19 protein-coding genes and 1 other RNA gene are annotated in these 17,606 nt (G+C 63.1%); 16 read left to right on the forward strand and 4 right to left on the reverse strand.

From position 1 onward, the window contains the following. Nucleotide 1: 1 nt before the first annotated feature. The 5 genes from V8359_RS05655 to V8359_RS05675 all read left to right on the forward strand — a co-directional run bounded on the left by V8359_RS05655 (nt 2) and on the right by V8359_RS05675 (nt 5,631). Nucleotides 2-1,315 (forward strand): DUF58 domain-containing protein, encoded by a 1,314-nt coding sequence (locus tag V8359_RS05655; protein ID WP_336427751.1) that lies wholly within the window; start codon nt 2-4, stop codon nt 1,313-1,315. After that, nucleotides 1,312-2,340: a stage II sporulation protein M gene (locus V8359_RS05660; protein WP_336427752.1), complete on the forward strand. Its 1,029-nt coding sequence runs from the start codon at nt 1,312-1,314 to the stop codon at nt 2,338-2,340. The genes V8359_RS05655 and V8359_RS05660 overlap by 4 nt, the downstream gene beginning before the upstream one ends. Then, complete coding sequence (locus V8359_RS05665; RefSeq protein ID WP_336427754.1) at nt 2,337-3,272, forward strand: RDD family protein; 936 nt, start codon at nt 2,337-2,339, stop codon at nt 3,270-3,272. Before V8359_RS05660 ends, V8359_RS05665 begins: the two co-directional genes overlap by 4 nt. Nucleotides 3,273-3,346: 74 nt before the next feature. Then, the gene (locus tag V8359_RS05670) at nt 3,347-4,720 is read left to right on the forward strand and encodes an L-serine ammonia-lyase (protein ID WP_336427756.1); all 1,374 of its coding nucleotides are present in this window, start codon (nt 3,347-3,349) and stop codon (nt 4,718-4,720) included. Then, nucleotides 4,720-5,631: a DMT family transporter gene (locus V8359_RS05675; RefSeq protein ID WP_336427757.1), complete on the forward strand. Its 912-nt coding sequence runs from the start codon at nt 4,720-4,722 to the stop codon at nt 5,629-5,631. The genes V8359_RS05670 and V8359_RS05675 overlap by 1 nt, the downstream gene beginning before the upstream one ends. Before the next feature lie 4 nt (nt 5,632-5,635). Here V8359_RS05675 and V8359_RS05680 read toward each other — a convergent pair whose 3' ends face one another. Next, nucleotides 5,636-6,301 (reverse strand): thiamine diphosphokinase, encoded by a 666-nt coding sequence (locus V8359_RS05680; RefSeq protein WP_336427758.1) that lies wholly within the window; start codon nt 6,299-6,301, stop codon nt 5,636-5,638. A 148-nt stretch (nt 6,302-6,449) separates the two neighbouring features. Here V8359_RS05680 and V8359_RS05685 point away from each other — a divergent pair, with 148 nt between their 5' ends. The 10 genes from V8359_RS05685 to V8359_RS05730 all read left to right on the forward strand — a co-directional run bounded on the left by V8359_RS05685 (nt 6,450) and on the right by V8359_RS05730 (nt 15,189). Then, complete coding sequence (locus tag V8359_RS05685) at nt 6,450-8,693, forward strand: hypothetical protein (RefSeq protein ID WP_336427759.1); 2,244 nt, start codon at nt 6,450-6,452, stop codon at nt 8,691-8,693. 78 nt (nt 8,694-8,771) lie between these two features. Continuing rightward, nucleotides 8,772-9,123, forward strand: a transfer-messenger RNA (tmRNA) gene (gene ssrA, locus V8359_RS05690). Nucleotides 9,124-9,202: 79 nt separating this feature from the next. Next, entirely contained in the window at nt 9,203-10,444 is a 1,242-nt protein-coding gene (gene chrA, locus V8359_RS05695; protein WP_336427760.1) for a chromate efflux transporter, read from the forward strand. Between the two features lie 100 nt (nt 10,445-10,544). Further along, the gene (locus V8359_RS05700) at nt 10,545-11,039 is read left to right on the forward strand and encodes an SspB family protein (protein WP_336427761.1); all 495 of its coding nucleotides are present in this window, start codon (nt 10,545-10,547) and stop codon (nt 11,037-11,039) included. 87 nt (nt 11,040-11,126) lie between these two features. Continuing rightward, complete coding sequence (gene fumC, locus V8359_RS05705; protein WP_336427762.1) at nt 11,127-12,518, forward strand: class II fumarate hydratase; 1,392 nt, start codon at nt 11,127-11,129, stop codon at nt 12,516-12,518. Further along, nucleotides 12,515-12,694: a DUF4169 family protein gene (locus V8359_RS05710; RefSeq protein WP_336427763.1), complete on the forward strand. Its 180-nt coding sequence runs from the start codon at nt 12,515-12,517 to the stop codon at nt 12,692-12,694. The genes fumC and V8359_RS05710 overlap by 4 nt, the downstream gene beginning before the upstream one ends. Continuing rightward, on the forward strand, nt 12,691-12,945 hold the full coding sequence (locus V8359_RS05715) for a ribbon-helix-helix domain-containing protein (RefSeq protein ID WP_336427764.1): 255 nt from the start codon (nt 12,691-12,693) through the stop codon (nt 12,943-12,945). Before V8359_RS05710 ends, V8359_RS05715 begins: the two co-directional genes overlap by 4 nt. Nucleotides 12,946-13,020: 75 nt before the next feature. Beyond that, nucleotides 13,021-13,608 carry an imidazoleglycerol-phosphate dehydratase HisB gene (gene hisB, locus V8359_RS05720; protein WP_336427765.1) on the forward strand — a complete coding sequence of 196 codons (588 nt, stop codon included), beginning with the start codon at nt 13,021-13,023 and terminating at the stop codon, nt 13,606-13,608. A 4-nt stretch (nt 13,609-13,612) separates the two neighbouring features. Next, nucleotides 13,613-14,251 carry an imidazole glycerol phosphate synthase subunit HisH gene (hisH, locus tag V8359_RS05725; RefSeq protein WP_336427766.1) on the forward strand — a complete coding sequence of 213 codons (639 nt, stop codon included), beginning with the start codon at nt 13,613-13,615 and terminating at the stop codon, nt 14,249-14,251. 5 nt (nt 14,252-14,256) lie between these two features. After that, the gene (locus V8359_RS05730) at nt 14,257-15,189 is read left to right on the forward strand and encodes a glutaminase (RefSeq protein WP_336427767.1); all 933 of its coding nucleotides are present in this window, start codon (nt 14,257-14,259) and stop codon (nt 15,187-15,189) included. A 36-nt stretch (nt 15,190-15,225) separates the two neighbouring features. On the opposite strand, the gene V8359_RS05735 is transcribed toward V8359_RS05730, so the two are convergent. Then, nucleotides 15,226-15,630, reverse strand: coding sequence for a DUF2147 domain-containing protein (locus tag V8359_RS05735; protein ID WP_336427769.1), 405 nt, complete (start codon nt 15,628-15,630; stop codon nt 15,226-15,228). Nucleotides 15,631-15,786: 156 nt separating this feature from the next. Continuing rightward, entirely contained in the window at nt 15,787-16,179 is a 393-nt protein-coding gene (locus tag V8359_RS05740; RefSeq protein WP_336427770.1) for a DUF2147 domain-containing protein, read from the reverse strand. Nucleotides 16,180-16,313: 134 nt separating this feature from the next. Here V8359_RS05740 and hisA point away from each other — a divergent pair, with 134 nt between their 5' ends. Beyond that, complete coding sequence (hisA, locus tag V8359_RS05745) at nt 16,314-17,036, forward strand: 1-(5-phosphoribosyl)-5-[(5-phosphoribosylamino)methylideneamino]imidazole-4-carboxamide isomerase (RefSeq protein ID WP_336427771.1); 723 nt, start codon at nt 16,314-16,316, stop codon at nt 17,034-17,036. Between the two features lie 17 nt (nt 17,037-17,053). Here hisA and V8359_RS05750 read toward each other — a convergent pair whose 3' ends face one another. After that, a complete protein-coding gene (locus tag V8359_RS05750; RefSeq protein WP_336427773.1) occupies nt 17,054-17,506 on the reverse strand; it encodes a DUF302 domain-containing protein in 453 nt (150 codons plus the stop codon). Between the last annotated feature and the right edge of the window lie 100 nt (nt 17,507-17,606).

Raw genomic sequence — 17,606 nt, forward strand, 5'->3', positions numbered from 1 at the left:
GATGCGCCCGTCCCGCCGCCTCATCGCCCTCGTGCTTGGGCTTGCCGCGCTCACCATCGTGCTGATGGTGGTCCTGCGCGAGGCAAGCGGCGCATTGTTCATCGTTTGGGGCGGGCTGCTGGCGGCGGCCGTGCTCGATCTCATCACCTCCGTCTCAAGCCGCAGCCTGAACCTCGAGGCCGACCTGCCCGAACACGGCTTCACCGGTCTGACCGCGCCGCTGACCGGGACGGTTTCGCGCGCATCCGGCGGCCTGCCCGCCCGCTTCGAGATGCGCCTCACGCTGGATGACGGGCTGACTGCCCCCTCCGAGGTCATCCTCACCCCCGACGCCGGTGCCACGTCCGTGCCATTCGACGTGCCCATCGCGATGACGCGCCGCGGCCCCCGCATGCTGCACACTCTCGTGCTGCGCTACATCTCGGGGATGGGATTGTTCGAAATCCTGCCGCGCTGGAACGTGAACCTGACCCTCACCGTCCTGCCCAACATTCAACCAGTCCTATCTGGTGAAATACAGGCGCAGCTTCTGCCGCTTATGGACGGGCTCAAATCCACCACCCTGCGCGGCGAAGGCTCGGAATTTCATCAACTGCGCGACTTTACCGCCGGTATGGACCCACGCACCATCGACTGGAAACGGTCGGCGCGGATGAATGCCCTCGTGGCGCGCGAAACGCGGGCGGAACGAAACCATCAGATCATGATCTGCGTCGACCATGGACACCTCATGGCTCAGCGTGTGGGCGCCCTTTCCAAGCTCGATCACGCGATCAACGCCGGGCTCGCGATGACATGGGCCGGCGTGCTGGGCGGGGACAATGTGGGGTTCTACACCTTTGGCGCCCGCCCGGGTCAGATGATCGCCCCGCGCTCGGGGCGAACGGCCTTCGCGCGCATCCGGGCCGCCTGCGCCGAACTTGACGAAAGCTTGTCGGAAACCAATCACACCCTTGCGATGACACATCTGCACGGGGCTCTGTCGCGGCGCTCTCTGGTGATCATCTTCTCTGATTTCGTCGACACCACCACCGCCGAACTCCTGATCGAGAACATGGCCGTCATGACACGTCAGCATCTCGTGCTCTACGTGGCGATGCGTGATCGCGCGATAGAAGACCTTGCGCGCCCCGAAACGCTCAGCATGGATGCCATCTCGCGGGCGATCTCGGCCACCCATATCCGGCAAGAGCGCGCGCAGGTGCTCGACCGGCTACGGCGTCTGGGGGTGCAATGCCTTGATACCGACCCCGAGAGCCTGACACCGGACCTCGTTTCGCGCTACATCGACATCAAGCTTCAGGGGCTCATATGACCGTCGCGGCCAACACGATTGCGGAGGATGACGCCATCCGCTCCACCCGCTTCCGCAAGGAGCGCGAAGATGGATGGAAACGGCTCGATACGCTTGTGACCACCGCCGAGAAACGCGGTGTTCAGGGGATGAGCTATGAGGACACGCTCGCGCTCGCCTCGCTCTACCGTCAGGCGATGAATTCGCTCAGTGTCGCGCGCGCCATCTCGATGGACCGTGCGCTGCTCAGATATCTCGAGGCGCTTTGCGCGCGCGCCTATCTTGTCGTCTATGCCCCCCAAGAAAGCGTGACTGGTGTTCTCGGGCGGCTCTTTACACACGGCATTCCACAGGCGGCACGGCGGTCGGGCACCGCGCTCTTCATCGGGTTTCTCGCCATGATGCTGGGCGCGTTCACCGGCTACATGCTCTATTTGCAGGATCCGGCATGGTTTTTCACCTTCGTCCCCGGTGGGCTGGCCGACGGGCGCACCCCGTCCGCCTCGACCGAATACCTGCGCCGCACCCTCTTTGACACGTCCACACGCTCAAGCGAGGCACTCGGTCTCTTCGCCTCCTATCTCTTCTCGCATAACACGCAGGTGGCGATCCTGACCTTTGCGCTCGGCATCTTCGTCACCCTGCCAAGTTTCATCCTGACCTATTACAACGGGCTTATCCTTGGGGCCTTTTTCGCGATGTTCGCGCAGGCAGGACTTGGCTATGAACTCTTGGGCTGGCTCTCGATCCACGGCGTGACCGAGCTTTCGGCGATTTGCGTGGCCTGCGCGGGAGGGGCGCAGATGGGGCTTGCGGTGCTGCTGCCGGGCAACCGAACCCGCCGCGCGGCCCTGCGCGACCGGGGCCGTGACGCGGTCAAGCTGATGATCCTCGCGGGGCTGATGCTTATCGTGGCGGCGTTCGTCGAAGGTTTCCTCCGCCAGCTCGTGCAATCCACCGAACTGCGTCTTGTCATCGGCTGGGGGCTTGGCCTCATGTGGCTGGCATGGCTTCTGCTCTCGGGCCGCGACGGGCCGCGCTCATGACCACGACAACCGTCACCAAACGCCACGGACTGCGCCGGCTTGAGAATTACCTCCCCCCCGAGGGCGTCCCCATCGCCTTCGACATCGCAGGGCTTGGCGCAAGGTTCGGCGCGCAATTTCTCGACATCCTCATAACTTTCGGCTCGGTATTGGCGCTGGTCTGGTTTTTGGCATGGCTCGATCTTCTGGGATGGAGCGCCTTTGTCACGCTCTTCGTGCTGCTGATCTTTTTCGTGCGCATCCCTTACTACGTTCTCGCGGAACTGGTCTGGAACGGTCGCACCCTTGGCAAGCGGATGGTCAGGATACGCGTGATCAGCGCCGATGGAACCCGTCTTACGCCCTATCAGGTGACGGCGCGCAACCTCATGAAAGAGGTCGAGGTCTTCACCCCGATCACGCTCCTGTTCGGCGCCGCAAATTTCCAATGGCCCGTGACCATCGCGATTTTCATCTGGACCTTCGGAACCCTTTTCGTGCCGCTGTTCAACAAGCGCAGGCAACGGCTCGGGGATATGGTCGCGGGAACGCTTGTAGTCGATCAGCCCAAGGCCGTGCTTATGCCCGACCTGACCGAGGCGGCCACCGGCACCGCCAAATCGGCGCGCTTCGACTTCGACCCCAGTCACCTTGGCATTTATGGCCGCTACGAACTTCAGGTGCTTGAACAGATTCTGCGCGAACCACCCAAAACCCCCGAGGCCCGCACCCGCATCACCGAGGTGGTCAAGACCATCCTCGCAAAAATCGACTATCCCGAACATGTCGCACATGCCGAGGAATGGGATTTCCTCCTCGAATTCTATCGCCAGCAACGCGAATACCTCGAAAGTCGGCATCTTTTCGGTGACAGCCGCGAGAACAAGTTCCACAGTCGAGGCCCCGGGGATGGCGGCACGAAAAATCCCGGTGGACAGACACCCAGAACGTGAATAGTCGTTTTTTATCCGGCTCGCGGTTCTTCGATAAGTTAGAGCGGGACCGGAGTGTTTGCAGGAGGAGTGTCATGTTCCTATCCGTCTTCGATATGTTCAAAGTAGGCGTCGGCCCCTCGTCGTCGCACACGATGGGCCCGATGGTTGCCGCCGCACGGTTTCTAGACAAGATGCGCGCCGCCCCGTTCGAGGCTCATGGCGTCAAGGGCTCCCTGCACGGAAGCCTTGCGTTTACCGGTGTCGGCCATGCCACCGACCGCGCCACCATACTGGGCCTCGCCGGATTCCGACCCGACACCTATGACCACGAAAAGGCCGAAGAGACGCTCACCCATATCCGTGAGACGCACACGCTATCCCCCGAAGGGCTGCCCACGCTTCAGTTCAATCCCAAGGACGATCTCGCGTTCGACTTCGGCCCCAACCTGCCCGGCCACGCAAACGGCATGATTCTCATGGCAACCGATGCGCAGGGCGACACGATCCTTCAGGAAACCTATTATTCCATCGGCGGCGGGTTCGTCCTGACCGAGGAAGAGCTGGCACAAGGCCGCGACACCGACGATGGCGCACCGGTGCCCTACCCGTTCAAATCCGCGGCCGAGATGCTGGAAATGGCCGAAACCTCGGGCAAAACCATCGCCCAGATGAAGCGCGCCAACGAGGAATCACGCGGCGGGGCCGAGAACCTCAAATCCGGTGTCGCGCGTATCTGGCAAGTGATGAACGATTGCATCGACCGGGGCCTCGCCGTTGACGGCGAACTGCCCGGCGGACTCAGGGTGAAACGCCGCGCCAAGGGCATTCATGACGCGCTGCTGGCCGAACGCGGGACCAATCTCAACGCGCCGCACAAGATCAATGACTGGATGAGCATCTATGCCATGGCCGTGAACGAGGAGAACGCCGCCGGCGGACAGGTCGTCACGGCCCCCACCAACGGGGCGGCAGGGGTGGTGCCCGCGGTGATCCGGTATTGGCTCGATCATGTGCCCGGCGCCTCGGCCGAGCGTGTGGACGAATTTCTGCTCACCGCGGCGGCCATAGGTGGGTTGGTCAAATTCAACGCTTCGATCTCGGGCGCCGAAGCCGGCTGTCAGGCCGAAGTGGGCAGCGCGTCTGCGATGGGCGCGGCCGGTCTTGCCGCAGTGCTGGGCGGCACCCCCGAGCAGATCGAAAATGCCGCCGAAATCGCGCTTGAACATCACCTCGGCATGACCTGCGACCCGGTGAAAGGGCTGGTTCAGGTGCCCTGCATCGAACGTAACGGACTGGGCGCGATCAAGGCGGTTTCCGCGGCCTCCCTCGCGCTGCGCGGCGATGGCACGCATCTCGTGCCGCTTGACGCCTGTATCGAAACAATGCGTCAAACCGGACTGGACATGAGCGAGAAATACAAGGAAACCTCGCTCGGCGGGCTCGCCGTCAATGTGCCCAACTGCTGATGACACGTCCGGGCAACATCACGCTCGGCGTTTTGTTCATGGTGGGATTCGCCATGATCGCCCCGGTCATGGACACCGCCGCCAAACTTATCGGTGATGCCGTCGCGGTGGGACAGGTCGCAACCACGCGGTTCGTGTTTCAAGTGGCCCTTCTGCTGCCACTGGCTTGGCTGGCGGGCTGGCTGCACCGGCCGCGCCGCGGCGAAATCCGGCTTCATGTGGCCCGCGCGGCGCTGTTGCTCGTGGCGACATCGTGCTTCTTCTTCTCGCTGCGCTACATGCCTGTCGCCGAGGCGATTTCGATCTTTTTCGTCGAGCCGTTCATTCTGACGCTTCTGGGGGCGTGGCTTTTGTCCGAGCCCATTGGACCGCCCCGCTACGTGGCCTGCGCCGTGGGCTTCGCGGGGGCCCTCCTGATCATTCAACCCAGCTTTCAGACGGTGGGTTTCGTCGCGCTTCTGCCGCTCGTCACCGCGTGCCTCTTCGCGCTCTACATGGTGCTCACCCGGCGCATGGCCACCGCCATGCACCCGATCACCCTTCAGGCTTATACCGGGATGGCGGCACTCGTGCTGGCGTTGCCCATCCTCTTTGCGATGAACGGCTCCGGCATAGCCGAGCTTGACCCCTCCTGGCCCGCCCCGCGCGAGCTTTGGTTGCTCGCCGCCGTGGGCCTCATCGCGACACTCAGTCATGTCTTCATCAGCTTCGCGCTGGCCTTCGCCCCGGCCTCGACCGTGGCCCCGCTGCAATATCTCGAGATCGTGTCGGCGACGATCATGGGCTTTTATGTCTTCGGCGAATTGCCCAACGGGCTGACATGGGTGGGCATCGTGCTCATTGTGGGCTCAGGCCTTTTCGTCTTCCTGCGTGAACGCCACCTTGAGCGCAGGCCACCGCCGCCGCCCTGACCCGTCACCAGCGCGCGGCACTCCGATCCAGCCCCTCCACCACGGCTTCCAGACAGCGCGCCGGCAAAACAACCAGCATCTTGGGCGCGGTAAAGCCCAGTTGCACCGGGCCCAGTGCCCGGTTCGATGTGCCGATCCCGCCATCTGGCGTGAAGTTCAGCCCTCCAATGGGCCACACAAGCCCCTCCGACCATCCCTCGACCGCGCCCAGCGGGAACAGCGACACGATGGTGGCCGCCGCAAGATCAAGCGCGATCTCGGGCGGAGCAAGGAACACCACGCTGTCCGCACTGGTCAGAACCGCCCGACGGTCGGGATAGCGCACCAGCGTGTTGCAGGCGGCAAGCTGATGATCCAGCCGTTTGCCCAAAAACCCCACCCCGATGACCAGCGGCGCGTCGATGCTGCGCAGCGCCTTATCGAAATCTGTGCTGTCCTGCTCAGTGATCAGATGTAGCCGGTCCATGGGGATGCGCGCCCGCCCCGCCGCCGAGAGGCTGTCGAGATCACCGATCACCACCTCGGGCTCGGCGCCGGCCGCGAACGCCGCATCCGCCCCGCTGTCTGCGGCAACGACTCGGGGGGCGTGGCGCATGGCCGCGCGCAGATCGCTCTTGCGCAGGCTCCCGCCACCAACCAAGGTTATCGGTGCGTTACTTTGAACAATCATGTAATTTTCCCGTGATTACCCGCCATTTACGAAACAGATCACAAATAAGCCACTAAATGATACGCTCGATTTCCAAGATTCGGGCCTCTTTCGGCAGGCTCACCATGGTAAACAAGGCTTGTGTGGGCAAACACAAAGCGAGCATCTGATGGTTAGTACAAGTAAAATTCTCACGGTTTCCTACGGGACGTTCTCCTGTACGCTCGAAGGCTTCGACGACAGCTTCGATACGATGAAGGCTATTGCGGAGTATTTTCGCGACCTTGCGGCGGATGACAGGTATTTCGGGGCCGAACCCCCCTCGCCTGATGCCGAGATGCTGGCGCGCATCGCCGAGCGCGAGATCGCCCGCCGGGTCGAGGCCCGTGATACCGACGGTCGCATTCACCTGCGCGCCGCCGACAGTGCTGACGATACCGCCGACGAGACCAGCCCCCCGAGTTCCGCTGCCAGACTGCCATATGGCTCGGATGTGGCCGCCAAGGCCACGGACAGCTCTGCCATGTCTCCCGCGCGCGACATGGCAGAGCGCGTCCAGACCCCATCCGCCGAGACCGAAGCACAGACGGAGGATCTTCCGGCTGATGACGCCTCCGAAGCACCGGAGACACCCGAGGCCGAGGCCATGGAGACGCCCGCGCCGCGCCGCACCACAGCGCCGCACGACCCCGCCGAAAGCGTCGCTGACAAGCTGCGCCGCATCCGTGCGGTCGCCAACCCCGGAAGCGCCGCCTTCTCGGGTGGCTACACCGAGGACGAGCACGCGCAGGATTTCCTGACCAGCACCGCCGCCGATCTTGACGACGCGCTTGCACAGGACGATGCCGCCGAACTGGCCAGCGAGACCGATGAGACCCGGGACGTCGCGCACCATGAGGCCCCGGACGAAGAAGCCCCGACCGAGGCTGTCGAGGAGGCGTCAGACGAGACCACCCCTGACGAGACGCCCGAAGACACCGCCGCGCCGGACATCACCCAAGACGTGCTTTCCGCGCTCTCCGCCGAAGACATCGCCGAAGAGGCTGACGACGCAACCGGGTTCGCAACAGCCGACGAAACGACCCCGGGCGACGACAGTTCCGCCGAGGACGATATTCAGGCGCATCTCGCACCCGATATCGAAACTGCGGCGGCCCCTGCCCCCGCACCCGAAGTCGAAGAGACCGACCTCATCGAGCCGCGAGAGGATGAGGACGACTCGGTTGACGAGGTTCTCGATACGCCAGAGGCCGCTTCCGACGGTCTCGAAGACACCCTCGCACAGCTTATGGCCGACGCCATGCAACCCGACGAGGCGTCACCCACCCTCGCACAGCGCGAGGTCGAAAGCGACGACGACACCGCACAGCCAGAGGCGGCCGACACCACAGAAGCAGCCGAGGACGAGCGCCCGCTCGAAGCGCGCGTCATCAAGATGAAGCGCACCGAGTTCGAAACCGCCATGACCGAAATCGGGCTCGAGGACGAGGGAGACGACGATTCGGGCCTCAGCCCAGAGGAAGAAGCCGAACTTCAGCGCGAGCTTGCCGAAGTCGAGGCGGAATTCACCCGGCCTTCCGAACCCACCAGCACCGGTGAGCACGAAGCGGCAGAAGAACAGGGCGATGCCGATCTGGAAGACGGTGAGGCGCACCGCGCAGAGGACATCGCGACACAGTCGGATGACGCCGGTCCCGAACCCGAGCCCGAGCCCGCCGGTGCCGACCGTCTGGGCAAGGAGGCGGACGACGCCGAGACCGACCGCATGTTCCGCGAGGCCGACACCCAGCTTGACGAAAGCGAAGGCAGTGAACGCCGTAGCGCGATTCAGCACCTGCGCGCTGCCGTTGCCGCCACACGGGCCGAGAAAAGCGCCGGAGGCGACATCACGAGCACAGCCGATGTCGCGCCCTATCGGCTTGACCTGGAACAGGCGGTGCGCCCGCGCCGCCCGGTGGCCAGCGGCTCTGCCCGCGCAGAACGCCCGTCCCAGGAACAGAGCGCGCCCCTGCGTCTCGTGGCCGAACAACGCATCGACCAACCAACTGAGCCGGTGCGCCCGCGCCGCGTGTCGCATTCCGAACTTCTGAGCGAAACTCAGGACACCGCCGTCACGACGCGCCACGACAGCGCGGACGACGCGAGCTTTGCCGACTATGCCGAGAAGGTGGGCGCCAACAGCCTGACCGACCTTCTCGAAGCCGCAGCGGCCTATCTCTCGGATGTCGAAGGCCGCGAACAGTTCTCGCGTCCCATGCTGATGCATAAACTTCGCGAGATCGACGAGGACGGATTTACCCGCGAAGACGGTCTGCGCTCCTTCGGTCAGCTTCTGCGCACCGGTAAGCTGCAAAAGCTCAAGGGCGGTCGCTTTGCAGTGACCGATGACACGGATTTCCGTCAGGCAGGCTAAAGCCTTTCGCCTTTACCCCGACAGAATGCTAAAATCATTGAAACCCCCGGCCACTGTGCCGGGGGTTTTTGTCTTGCCCCCCTTTGCAATCCGGACACCACACCTTATATCTCGGGTGTCCCATTCGGGACTATGGACATAAACGCGCTCGTAATACGCGGATCGGACCCGGGGGCGGTACCCGGCGACTCCACCAATATTCCCTTCATTTGGGGGACCTTGGGGTCGAAACAGGATCGACGAACGTCTAAAGGGGTTAGCTTTGTCCCGGTGAGGTACCACCGTTATCGGTCCGAAACGTACAGTTGCAAATGACAACCGTGCTCCGGTCGCCGTTGCTGCGTAAGCAGTAACAAGACCGAAACTTAAGCCCTTGCCTCTAGCAAGGTAAGGCGGGGTTCGCAGGCACCTGGCAACAGAAGCCTGCACTTTCCCCACGCGTTCATGATAATATGGTGACACCTGAACACGATGCTTGTGCCGTGGCACAGGAGCGTTAAACCGCGTGCATGACGTCCGCATTTTCCGATCTGTTCCGTGCCTTTGCCCGCATCGGCTTTCTGTCTTTCGGGGGGCCCGCCGCGCAGATTTCGCTCATGCACGAGGAGCTTGTGGATCGCCGTCGCTGGATTTCCGAGGATCAGTTTCTGGGCGCCCTGTCATTCTGTATGCTGCTCCCCGGTCCCGAGGCGATGCAGCTTGCCACCTATGCGGGTTGGAAACTGCGTGGCGTGCCCGGTGGACTCGTGGCCGGCCTTCTCTTCGTTGTGCCGGGGGCGGCTGTCATTCTCGTGCTGGCGCTGGCCTATGCCTCCTATGCCGATCTGAACTGGGTTCAGGCGGCGTTCCTCGGGGTCAAGGCGGCGGTCGTGGCCATCGTGCTGCGCGCCCTCTGGACCCTCTCACGCAAAGCGCTGCGTGGGCCGTTGCACTGGGCGCTTGCGGGGGTGGCGTTCGTCGCCATGTATGCGCTTTCGGTGCCATTCCCGCTGGTCATCCTCGCCGCGGCACTCACCGGCGCTGTCCTGACGCAAACGCAGCACGCACCCGAAACCGTGTCGCACCCCGGCCATCGCCACCTCTGGCACACGGTGCCGGTCTGGGCGGCGCTCTGGGCCGCGCCCCTCGTGCTTGCCTATCTCTCGGGTGCATCCTTCCTGACCGAGATCGGGCTCTTTTTCTCGCAGCTCGCCATTGTCACGTTCGGCGGCGCCTATGCCGTTCTGGCCTACATGACGCAATCCGTCGTGGAAACGCATGGCTGGCTTTCCACCGATCAGATGATCGACGCGCTCGGCCTTGCCGAAACCACCCCCGGACCGCTCATCCTCGTGACCGAGTTCGTGGGCCTTCTGGCGGGATTTCTCAAAGGCGGTTGGCCACTCGCGCTCATGGCAGGCGCACTGACGCTCTGGGTCACCTTCGTGCCTTGCTTCCTGTGGATTTTCGCCGGCGCGCCCTATGTCGAATGGCTACTTGCCAAACCTCGGCTGCGGGGCGCCCTGGCGGGTATTTCCGCCGCAGTGGTCGGGGTGATCCTGAACCTCGCGCTTTGGTTCGCGCTTCATGTGCTCTTCGACACCGTGCGCGTCACGGGCTGGGGTGCGGTGCCTCTCTGGTCGTCGCTGTCTCCCGTCGCGCTCGCACTCACACTGGCGTCGACACTCCTTTTGGTTGTGCTGCGCTGGCCAATCGCGCTCACGCTGGCGTTGTCCTCGGGTCTTGCCCTCGGTCTCTTCGCACTGCTCTGATCACACCTCCGATGACGGCTCGCTCAGGGCTTTTGTTTTCCTCCGAATCCCCTATGCTACGGTCGTGTGAACCGGGCCTGCGGGACCAAAAGGAACGACCATGTCACGCATCATCGATTACGGAAAACTGATGCACGCCGCCATGCGACGTCTCATTCAGGACGTGCTGAGCGACGTTCAGGACCACGGCCTGCCCGGCACCCACCACTTCTTTGTCACCTTCGACACGACGCATCCCGACTCGCGACTCGCCGACTGGCTGCGCGAACGCTATCCCTCCGAGATGACCGTCGTTATGCAGCATTGGTATGATGACCTTGAAGTGGGTGACGAAGGGTTCAGTATCACGCTGAATTTCGGCGATGCGCCGGAACACCTCTATATTCCCTATGACGCGATCCAGACCTTTGTGGACCCGTCCGTCGAATTCGGCCTTCGCTTCGAGCAGCAACAGGATGAGGACGATGTCGACCCGCTTGAAAAGCTCGACACCGACGCACCCGCCGCTCAGCAGGACGCCCCCGATCCCGAGACAGCCCAGGACACACCCCGCGAAGCCGATGTCGTCAGCCTCGACAGTTTTCGCAAGTCGTGAGCGGCTGCGGTCTGTATGCCGTGGCATACAGCGTTGATCTTTTCGCCCAAGCCGCTATGACAGGCTGACCAAGATCAGGAGTGTCCCATGACCGCCACCCGCACCGAATCCGACAGCTTTGGCCCCCTCGAGGTGCCTACCGAGAAATATTGGGGCGCTCAGACCCAGCGGTCGCTGATGAACTTTCCCATCGGTTGGGAAACACAGCCCGTGGCGATCGTCCGCGCCCTTGGCGTGATCAAGCAAGCCTGCGCCGAAGCCAACAAAGCGGCGGGCGTGCTCGACGAAAGGCTGGCTGATGCCATCATCGCCGCCGCTGGTGAGGTGGTCGAGGGCAAGCTCGACGGTCATTTTCCACTTGTCGTGTGGCAGACCGGATCGGGCACCCAGTCGAACATGAACGCCAACGAAGTCATCGCCAACCGCGCGATCGAAATTCTGGGTGGCGAAGTCGGTTCCAAGGATCCTGTGCATCCCAACGATCACTGCAACATGGGCCAAAGCTCGAACGATACTTTCCCGACCGCCATGCATATCGCAACGGCCATGATGGTGCGCGACGTGCTCAGGCCCGGCCTTGAAAAGCTGCTCGACGGTCTTGACCGGAAATCCGAGGAGTTCCGAGATATCATCAAGATCGGCCGCACCCACACCCAGGACGCCACGCCGCTGACCCTCGGACAGGAATTCTCGGGCTACGCACATCAGATCCGGCAGGGTCTCGGCCGGATCGACGCCGCGATGCCGGGTATTCACGAACTGGCACAGGGCGGTACGGCTGTCGGAACCGGGCTCAACACCCGCAAGGGCTGGGGCGAAGAGGTCGCGGCGAACATGGCCCGCATCACCGGCCTGCCCTTCGTCACCGCCCCCAACAAGTTCGAGGCGCTCGCGGCACATGACGCCATGGTTTTCCTGTCCGGCGCGATCGCAACCGTGGCGGGCTCCTGCTACAAGATCGCCAATGACATCCGGTTTCTGGGCTCGGGCCCCCGCTCCGGGCTTGGCGAATTGATCCTGCCGGAAAACGAACCCGGCTCCTCGATCATGCCCGGCAAGGTGAACCCGACTCAGGCCGAAGCCCTCACCCAAGTGGCCGCGCATGTCATGGGCAACGACGCGGCCATAAAGTTCGCAGGCTCACAGGGCCATTTCGAGCTCAATGTCTACAACCCGATGATGAGCTACAACCTGCTGCAATCCATCCAGCTTCTTGGCGACGCCGCCGACAGTTTCACCGAACGTATGCTCTCGGGCATCGAAGCGAACGAGCCGCGTATCGACAAGCTCATGCGCGAAAGCCTCATGCTCGTGACCGCGCTGGCGCCCGAAATCGGCTATGACAACGCCACCAAGGTCGCCAAGACCGCGCACAAGAACGGCACCACCCTGCGCGAAGAGGCGGTGAAGCTCGGCTTCGTCGACGAAGAGACGTTCGACCGGGTCGTGCGCCCACAGGACATGATCGGCCCGAAATGAGCGGCACGCCCGTCAACCTCAACCGTGTCCGCAAGGACAAGGCGCGCGCCGAGAAAAAGGCGCGCGCCGATGAAAACGCGGTGAAGTTCGGACGCAGCAAGTCGCAGAAATCGCTGGATGAGGCCCGCACCAAGAAATCCCGGCGCGAACATGATGGCCAAAAGCGCGAGCCATGAGCGCGCGCCCGGTCAAGCATTCCCTCACCCTGCGCGGACATCGCACCAGCGTGTCACTCGAAGAACCCTTCTGGCACGCCTTTCGCGAAATCGCGCGCGAACGCGGAATGCCCCTCAATGAACTGGCCGCAGAAATTGACGCGGCCCGCGCGGCGGGCGACGCCCCCGACAGCGGTCTCGCGTCCGCCATCCGTGTCCATGTGCTCGATCACTACAGGGCCGCCGCCCGGCGCGGCACGCCCGAGACCTGACCATCACGTTGTCACGTCTTGGCCTATAGGTCGTTCGCCCCTATAAGGGCCGCGAAGCTACAGGAAAGGCCGCCCATGCGCCGCGCAACCATCACCCGCAAGACGGCGGAAACCGACATCAGCGTCGAGCTTAACCTCGACGGCACTGGCAGTTACGACAATCAGACCGGCGTTGGATTCTTCGACCATATGCTTGATCAACTGGCGCGCCATGCGCTGTTCGACATGCGCGTACACTGCGCGGGCGACCTGCATATCGATGATCACCACACCGTCGAAGACGTGGGCATCGCGCTTGGTCAGGCCCTGACCCATGCGCTTGCCGACAAGCGTGGCATCCGCCGGTATGGAGCCTGCCTGCTGCCGATGGATGACGCTCTCGTGCGCGTGGCGCTCGATCTCTCGGGACGTCCCTATCTTGTCTACGACATGGACCTGCCCACGCCGCGTATCGGCACATTCGACACCGAACTTGTGCGCGAGTTTTTTCAGGCCTTCGCCACCCATGGCGGCATCACCCTGCATCTTGACGCGCTGCACGGTCTCAACAGTCACCACATGGCCGAAGCGGCCTTCAAATCGGTCGCCCGCGCCCTGCGCGAGGCGGTTGAAACCGATCCCCGCAAATCCGATGCCATTCCCTCGACCAAGGGCGCGCTCTGATCCCATGACAACGGTTCTCGTCGATTACAGCGCGGGCAATCTGCACTCCGCGGAAAAAGCGTTTCAACGCATGGCGCGCGAGGTCGACGCAGGCGAGGTGATCGTGACGTCCGACCCCGACATCGTGCGCCGCGCCGACCGCATCGTGCTGCCGGGTGACGGCGCTTTTCCGGCCTGTCGCGCGGCGCTGTTCGATCTCAGCGGCCTTTTCGAGGCGATCGAGGACCGGGTGATCACAGGCGGACGGCCCTTCATGGGGATTTGCATCGGAATGCAGATGCTTGCCTCACAGGGGCTGGAATACGGCGAAACGCCGGGCTTTGACTGGATCGCCGGAACCGTGGCCCCGATCCGCCCCGCCGACCCCGCGCTCAAGGTGCCGCACATGGGATGGAATGATCTGGTGATCGACCACCCACACCCGGTCCTTGACGGAATCTCGACCGGTGACCACGCCTATTTCGTCCACTCGTTTCAGTTTCAGGTCGACCACAAATCCGAACGTCTGGCCCATGCGGATTACGCGGGTGACATCACGGCAGTCGTGGGGCGCGACAACCTTGTCGGCACACAGTTTCACCCAGAGAAAAGCCAAACCACCGGTCTGCGCATTATCGCCAATTTCATGGGCTGGCGGCCCTGACAGGGATGGATGACGCGCGCCTTCAGGCCATACTCGAACAGATAACTGCCGATGCCTTCGCAGAGCCGGACAAAGGCCGTGTCGCCAACTACATTCCCCAGCTTGCAGCCATCGACGCCAATCAGTTCGCAATCGCCATCGCCCGGCCCGGCCGCCCGACCCTCACCGCGGGCAATGCCGACACGCGCTTCTCGATTCAATCCGTGTCCAAGGTTTTCACGCTTGCGCTGGCGCTCGGCACCTTGGGTGACCGCCTTTGGGAGCGTGTTGGTCGCGAACCTTCGGGACAGGCCTTCGACAGCATGGTCCTGCTCGAACAGGAAAAGGGGCGCCCTCGCAACCCGTTCATCAACGCCGGCGCCATCGTGACCACCGACGCGGTTCTATCAGGCGCCGAACCCCGCGAGGCGCTGGCCTCAATCCTTCGCTTCGTGCGCGACGCCGCGGCGGACGAGGACATCCACATCAACGACACCGTCGCGGCCTCGGAAATCGCCACCGGGCACCGCAACTTTGCGTTGGCGCATTATCTTCTGTCCCATGGCAATTTGATGCATCCGGCGGACCTCACCCTCGGCACCTATTTTCACCAATGCGCCATCGAGATGACTTGCGCACAGCTTGCCCATGCGGGGCTTTTCCTCACCGGGTGCGAGAATGCGCCGCGCCTCGTCTCGCATAGCCGCATCCGGCGGATCAACGCTCTGATGATGACATGCGGTCATTATGACGGGTCGGGCGACTATGCCTATCGCGTCGGCCTTCCGGGTAAAAGCGGGGTGGGCGGCGGGATCCTGACCATCGTTCCCGGCAGGGCCTCGGTTGCTGTCTGGGCACCCGGTCTCAACCGTTACGGCAATTCCAAACTTGGAACCGAGGCCATGCAAAGCTTGACCGATCTCACCGGCTGGTCGGTCTTTGGTGCAGCCCCGGACTAGGGCCAATCTCCCGAAGCCGCGCCCCATGCCCACGCATCACTGCACGCGGGTCCACTCCTGCCCTTTGCAGACCGGCCCGACGCACCCCTCGATTGACAGGGTGCGCCCGCCGCGAAGTTTCATTCTGGCGTCATAGGTCCGGTCATGGGCTGGCACATAGACACGGCCTCTCTTATAGGCGCCCTGCCCCGCCGGTTGCATGTCCCACAAGATGCGCTTGCCGACATTGCGCGTGGTGATGGGGTCGCCACCGGGACCAAAGGCTCGAATGATCGTTCCACAAAGCGCGACACCACAGGGGGCGATTTTGACATGGCCCACCTGTCCCTTGGCATCGGGCGGCACCTGCCAAACCCCAAGCGCCGGCTCTTGGGCTCCGGCGCTGACGGCAAAAGCCGTCACGGTGGCAAACAAGGGAACAAAACAACGTAACATCGTCATGATCATCGCCTCCGGCATCGGGCACCACGCCCGCTTGCCTATGAGATGGGACGCAATGATCGCAAGGCAAGCGGCAGGATCAGGCGGGACATACGAAAACGGGCGCCCAACGGCGCCCGAATTTACAGTCTGGGCGGAAATTCGCCTCCGCTCGGCTTATTTCACCTTCTTCCAAGTGCCGCCGTCACGGCAGATACCCAGAATACAGCCCTTCACCTTGAGCATCTGCCCCGACATCTGCAACCGCGACGAATACGTCTTGCCGCGATCCGGCGAATAAACCTTGCCGGCATAGGCGCCGTCGCCCTTAGGCACGGTCTCGGAAATGATCTTACGACCGACATTCTCGGTTGTGATTTCCTGCCCCGAGGCGTTGTAGGCCTTTATCAGCGTGCCGCACAGGGCATTGCCGCAGGGCTTCACATGGATCAGGCCGGAATTGCCGTTGTCATCCTGAGCGGTGCGCCAAAACCCCTCGAGCGGGTCCGCCGCCAAGGCCATGCCCGCACTCATCATCAGCGCCACCACCGCCATACCTATACGTTTCATCTCGTCTCCTCCCTGAGATTGCACGATCAGCATGACCCGCGAGCCGGGAGCGGATCAACAATGACGTCGGGTCGCGTTGCATTTCCGGCGGGCTCATGCCAAATCCGCCCGGACCATATCTGCCGGAGCGCATCATGATCCTCTATCCCGCCATCGACCTCAAGAACGGCCAGGCCGTGCGCCTTCTGCGCGGCGAAATGGAGGCCGCCACCGTCTTCAACGACGATCCGGCCGCGCAAGCGACCGAGTTCGTCGAGGCCGGATGTGAATGGTTGCATCTCGTTGATCTCAACGGCGCTTTCGAAGGGGAGCCGGTCAACGCCGCCCCGGTCGAGGCGATCCTCGCCGCCACCAATGTGCCCGCCCAATTGGGCGGCGGCATTCGCGACATGGCCACCATCGAGCGCTGGCTGTCCAAGGGGCTGGCGCGGGTCATCCTTGGCACCGTCGCGGTTGAAAACCCCGCGCTGGTGCGCGACGCCGCACGCGCCTTTCCCGGTCAGGTGGCGGTGGGCATCGACGCGCGGAATGGCCTCGTGGCGACCAAGGGCTGGGCCGAGGAGACGGATGTGGACGCCACCGACCTCGCGAAGTCCTTCGAGGACGCTGGCGTCGCGGCGATCATCTACACCGACATCAACCGCGACGGCGCGATGCAGGGCCCGAATATCGAGGCCACGGCGGCACTTGCCCGCGCGGTCTCGATCCCGGTGATCGCGTCGGGCGGGGTGTCCTCGCTGGATGACCTGATTGCATTGCGCGACTGTGGCGCCGGCCTGAACGGCGCCATTTCGGGCCGGGCGCTCTATGACGGGGCGCTCGACCTCAAGGCGGCGCTCGCCGCGCTCAAGGGCTGAGCGCGGCGCGCGGCTTTTTACGGCCCCGCAGCCTTGGACGTCAATTTGGCCAAGGCGCCGGTCATCATCTTGATGTATTGCGCATCGTCCGAGATCGCCAGATCGTCGAACATCTCTTCGGGGTCCTCATACGCGAGCCAAGTCTGTCCGGCGCCATCACGATAGACCAACACCTTCATCGGCAGGAAAAGCCCGGCCACAGGATCATCCTGCATCGCCTGCGTGCCGATCTTGGGGTTGCCGAAGATCAAAACCTGAGTGGGGTCGAGCTCCATATCCACCGACGCCGCCCCGGCGGCATGATCGACACGCGCAAAGACATTGGCCCCGGCCCCCGTCACCGCCGCCTCAAGCCGGTCCATGGTGGTGGCCACATCGCCCGAAGACTTGACCTTGACGATGTCGTCATTACTGGCCAAGGCAGGCAAACCGGCCAAGGTGATCGCCGCTGCGGCAAGGAAACGCTTCATGGTAAACTCCCTCAATTCTCAAAACAGATAATGATCGCATCCTCTGGCATCTTGACGGCATTGCCCATAAACAACCTCGTGAAAATCCTGTAACAGCGAC

The organism is Roseovarius sp. E0-M6 (assembly GCF_037083845.1).
Lineage (GTDB): Bacteria > Pseudomonadota > Alphaproteobacteria > Rhodobacterales > Rhodobacteraceae > Roseovarius.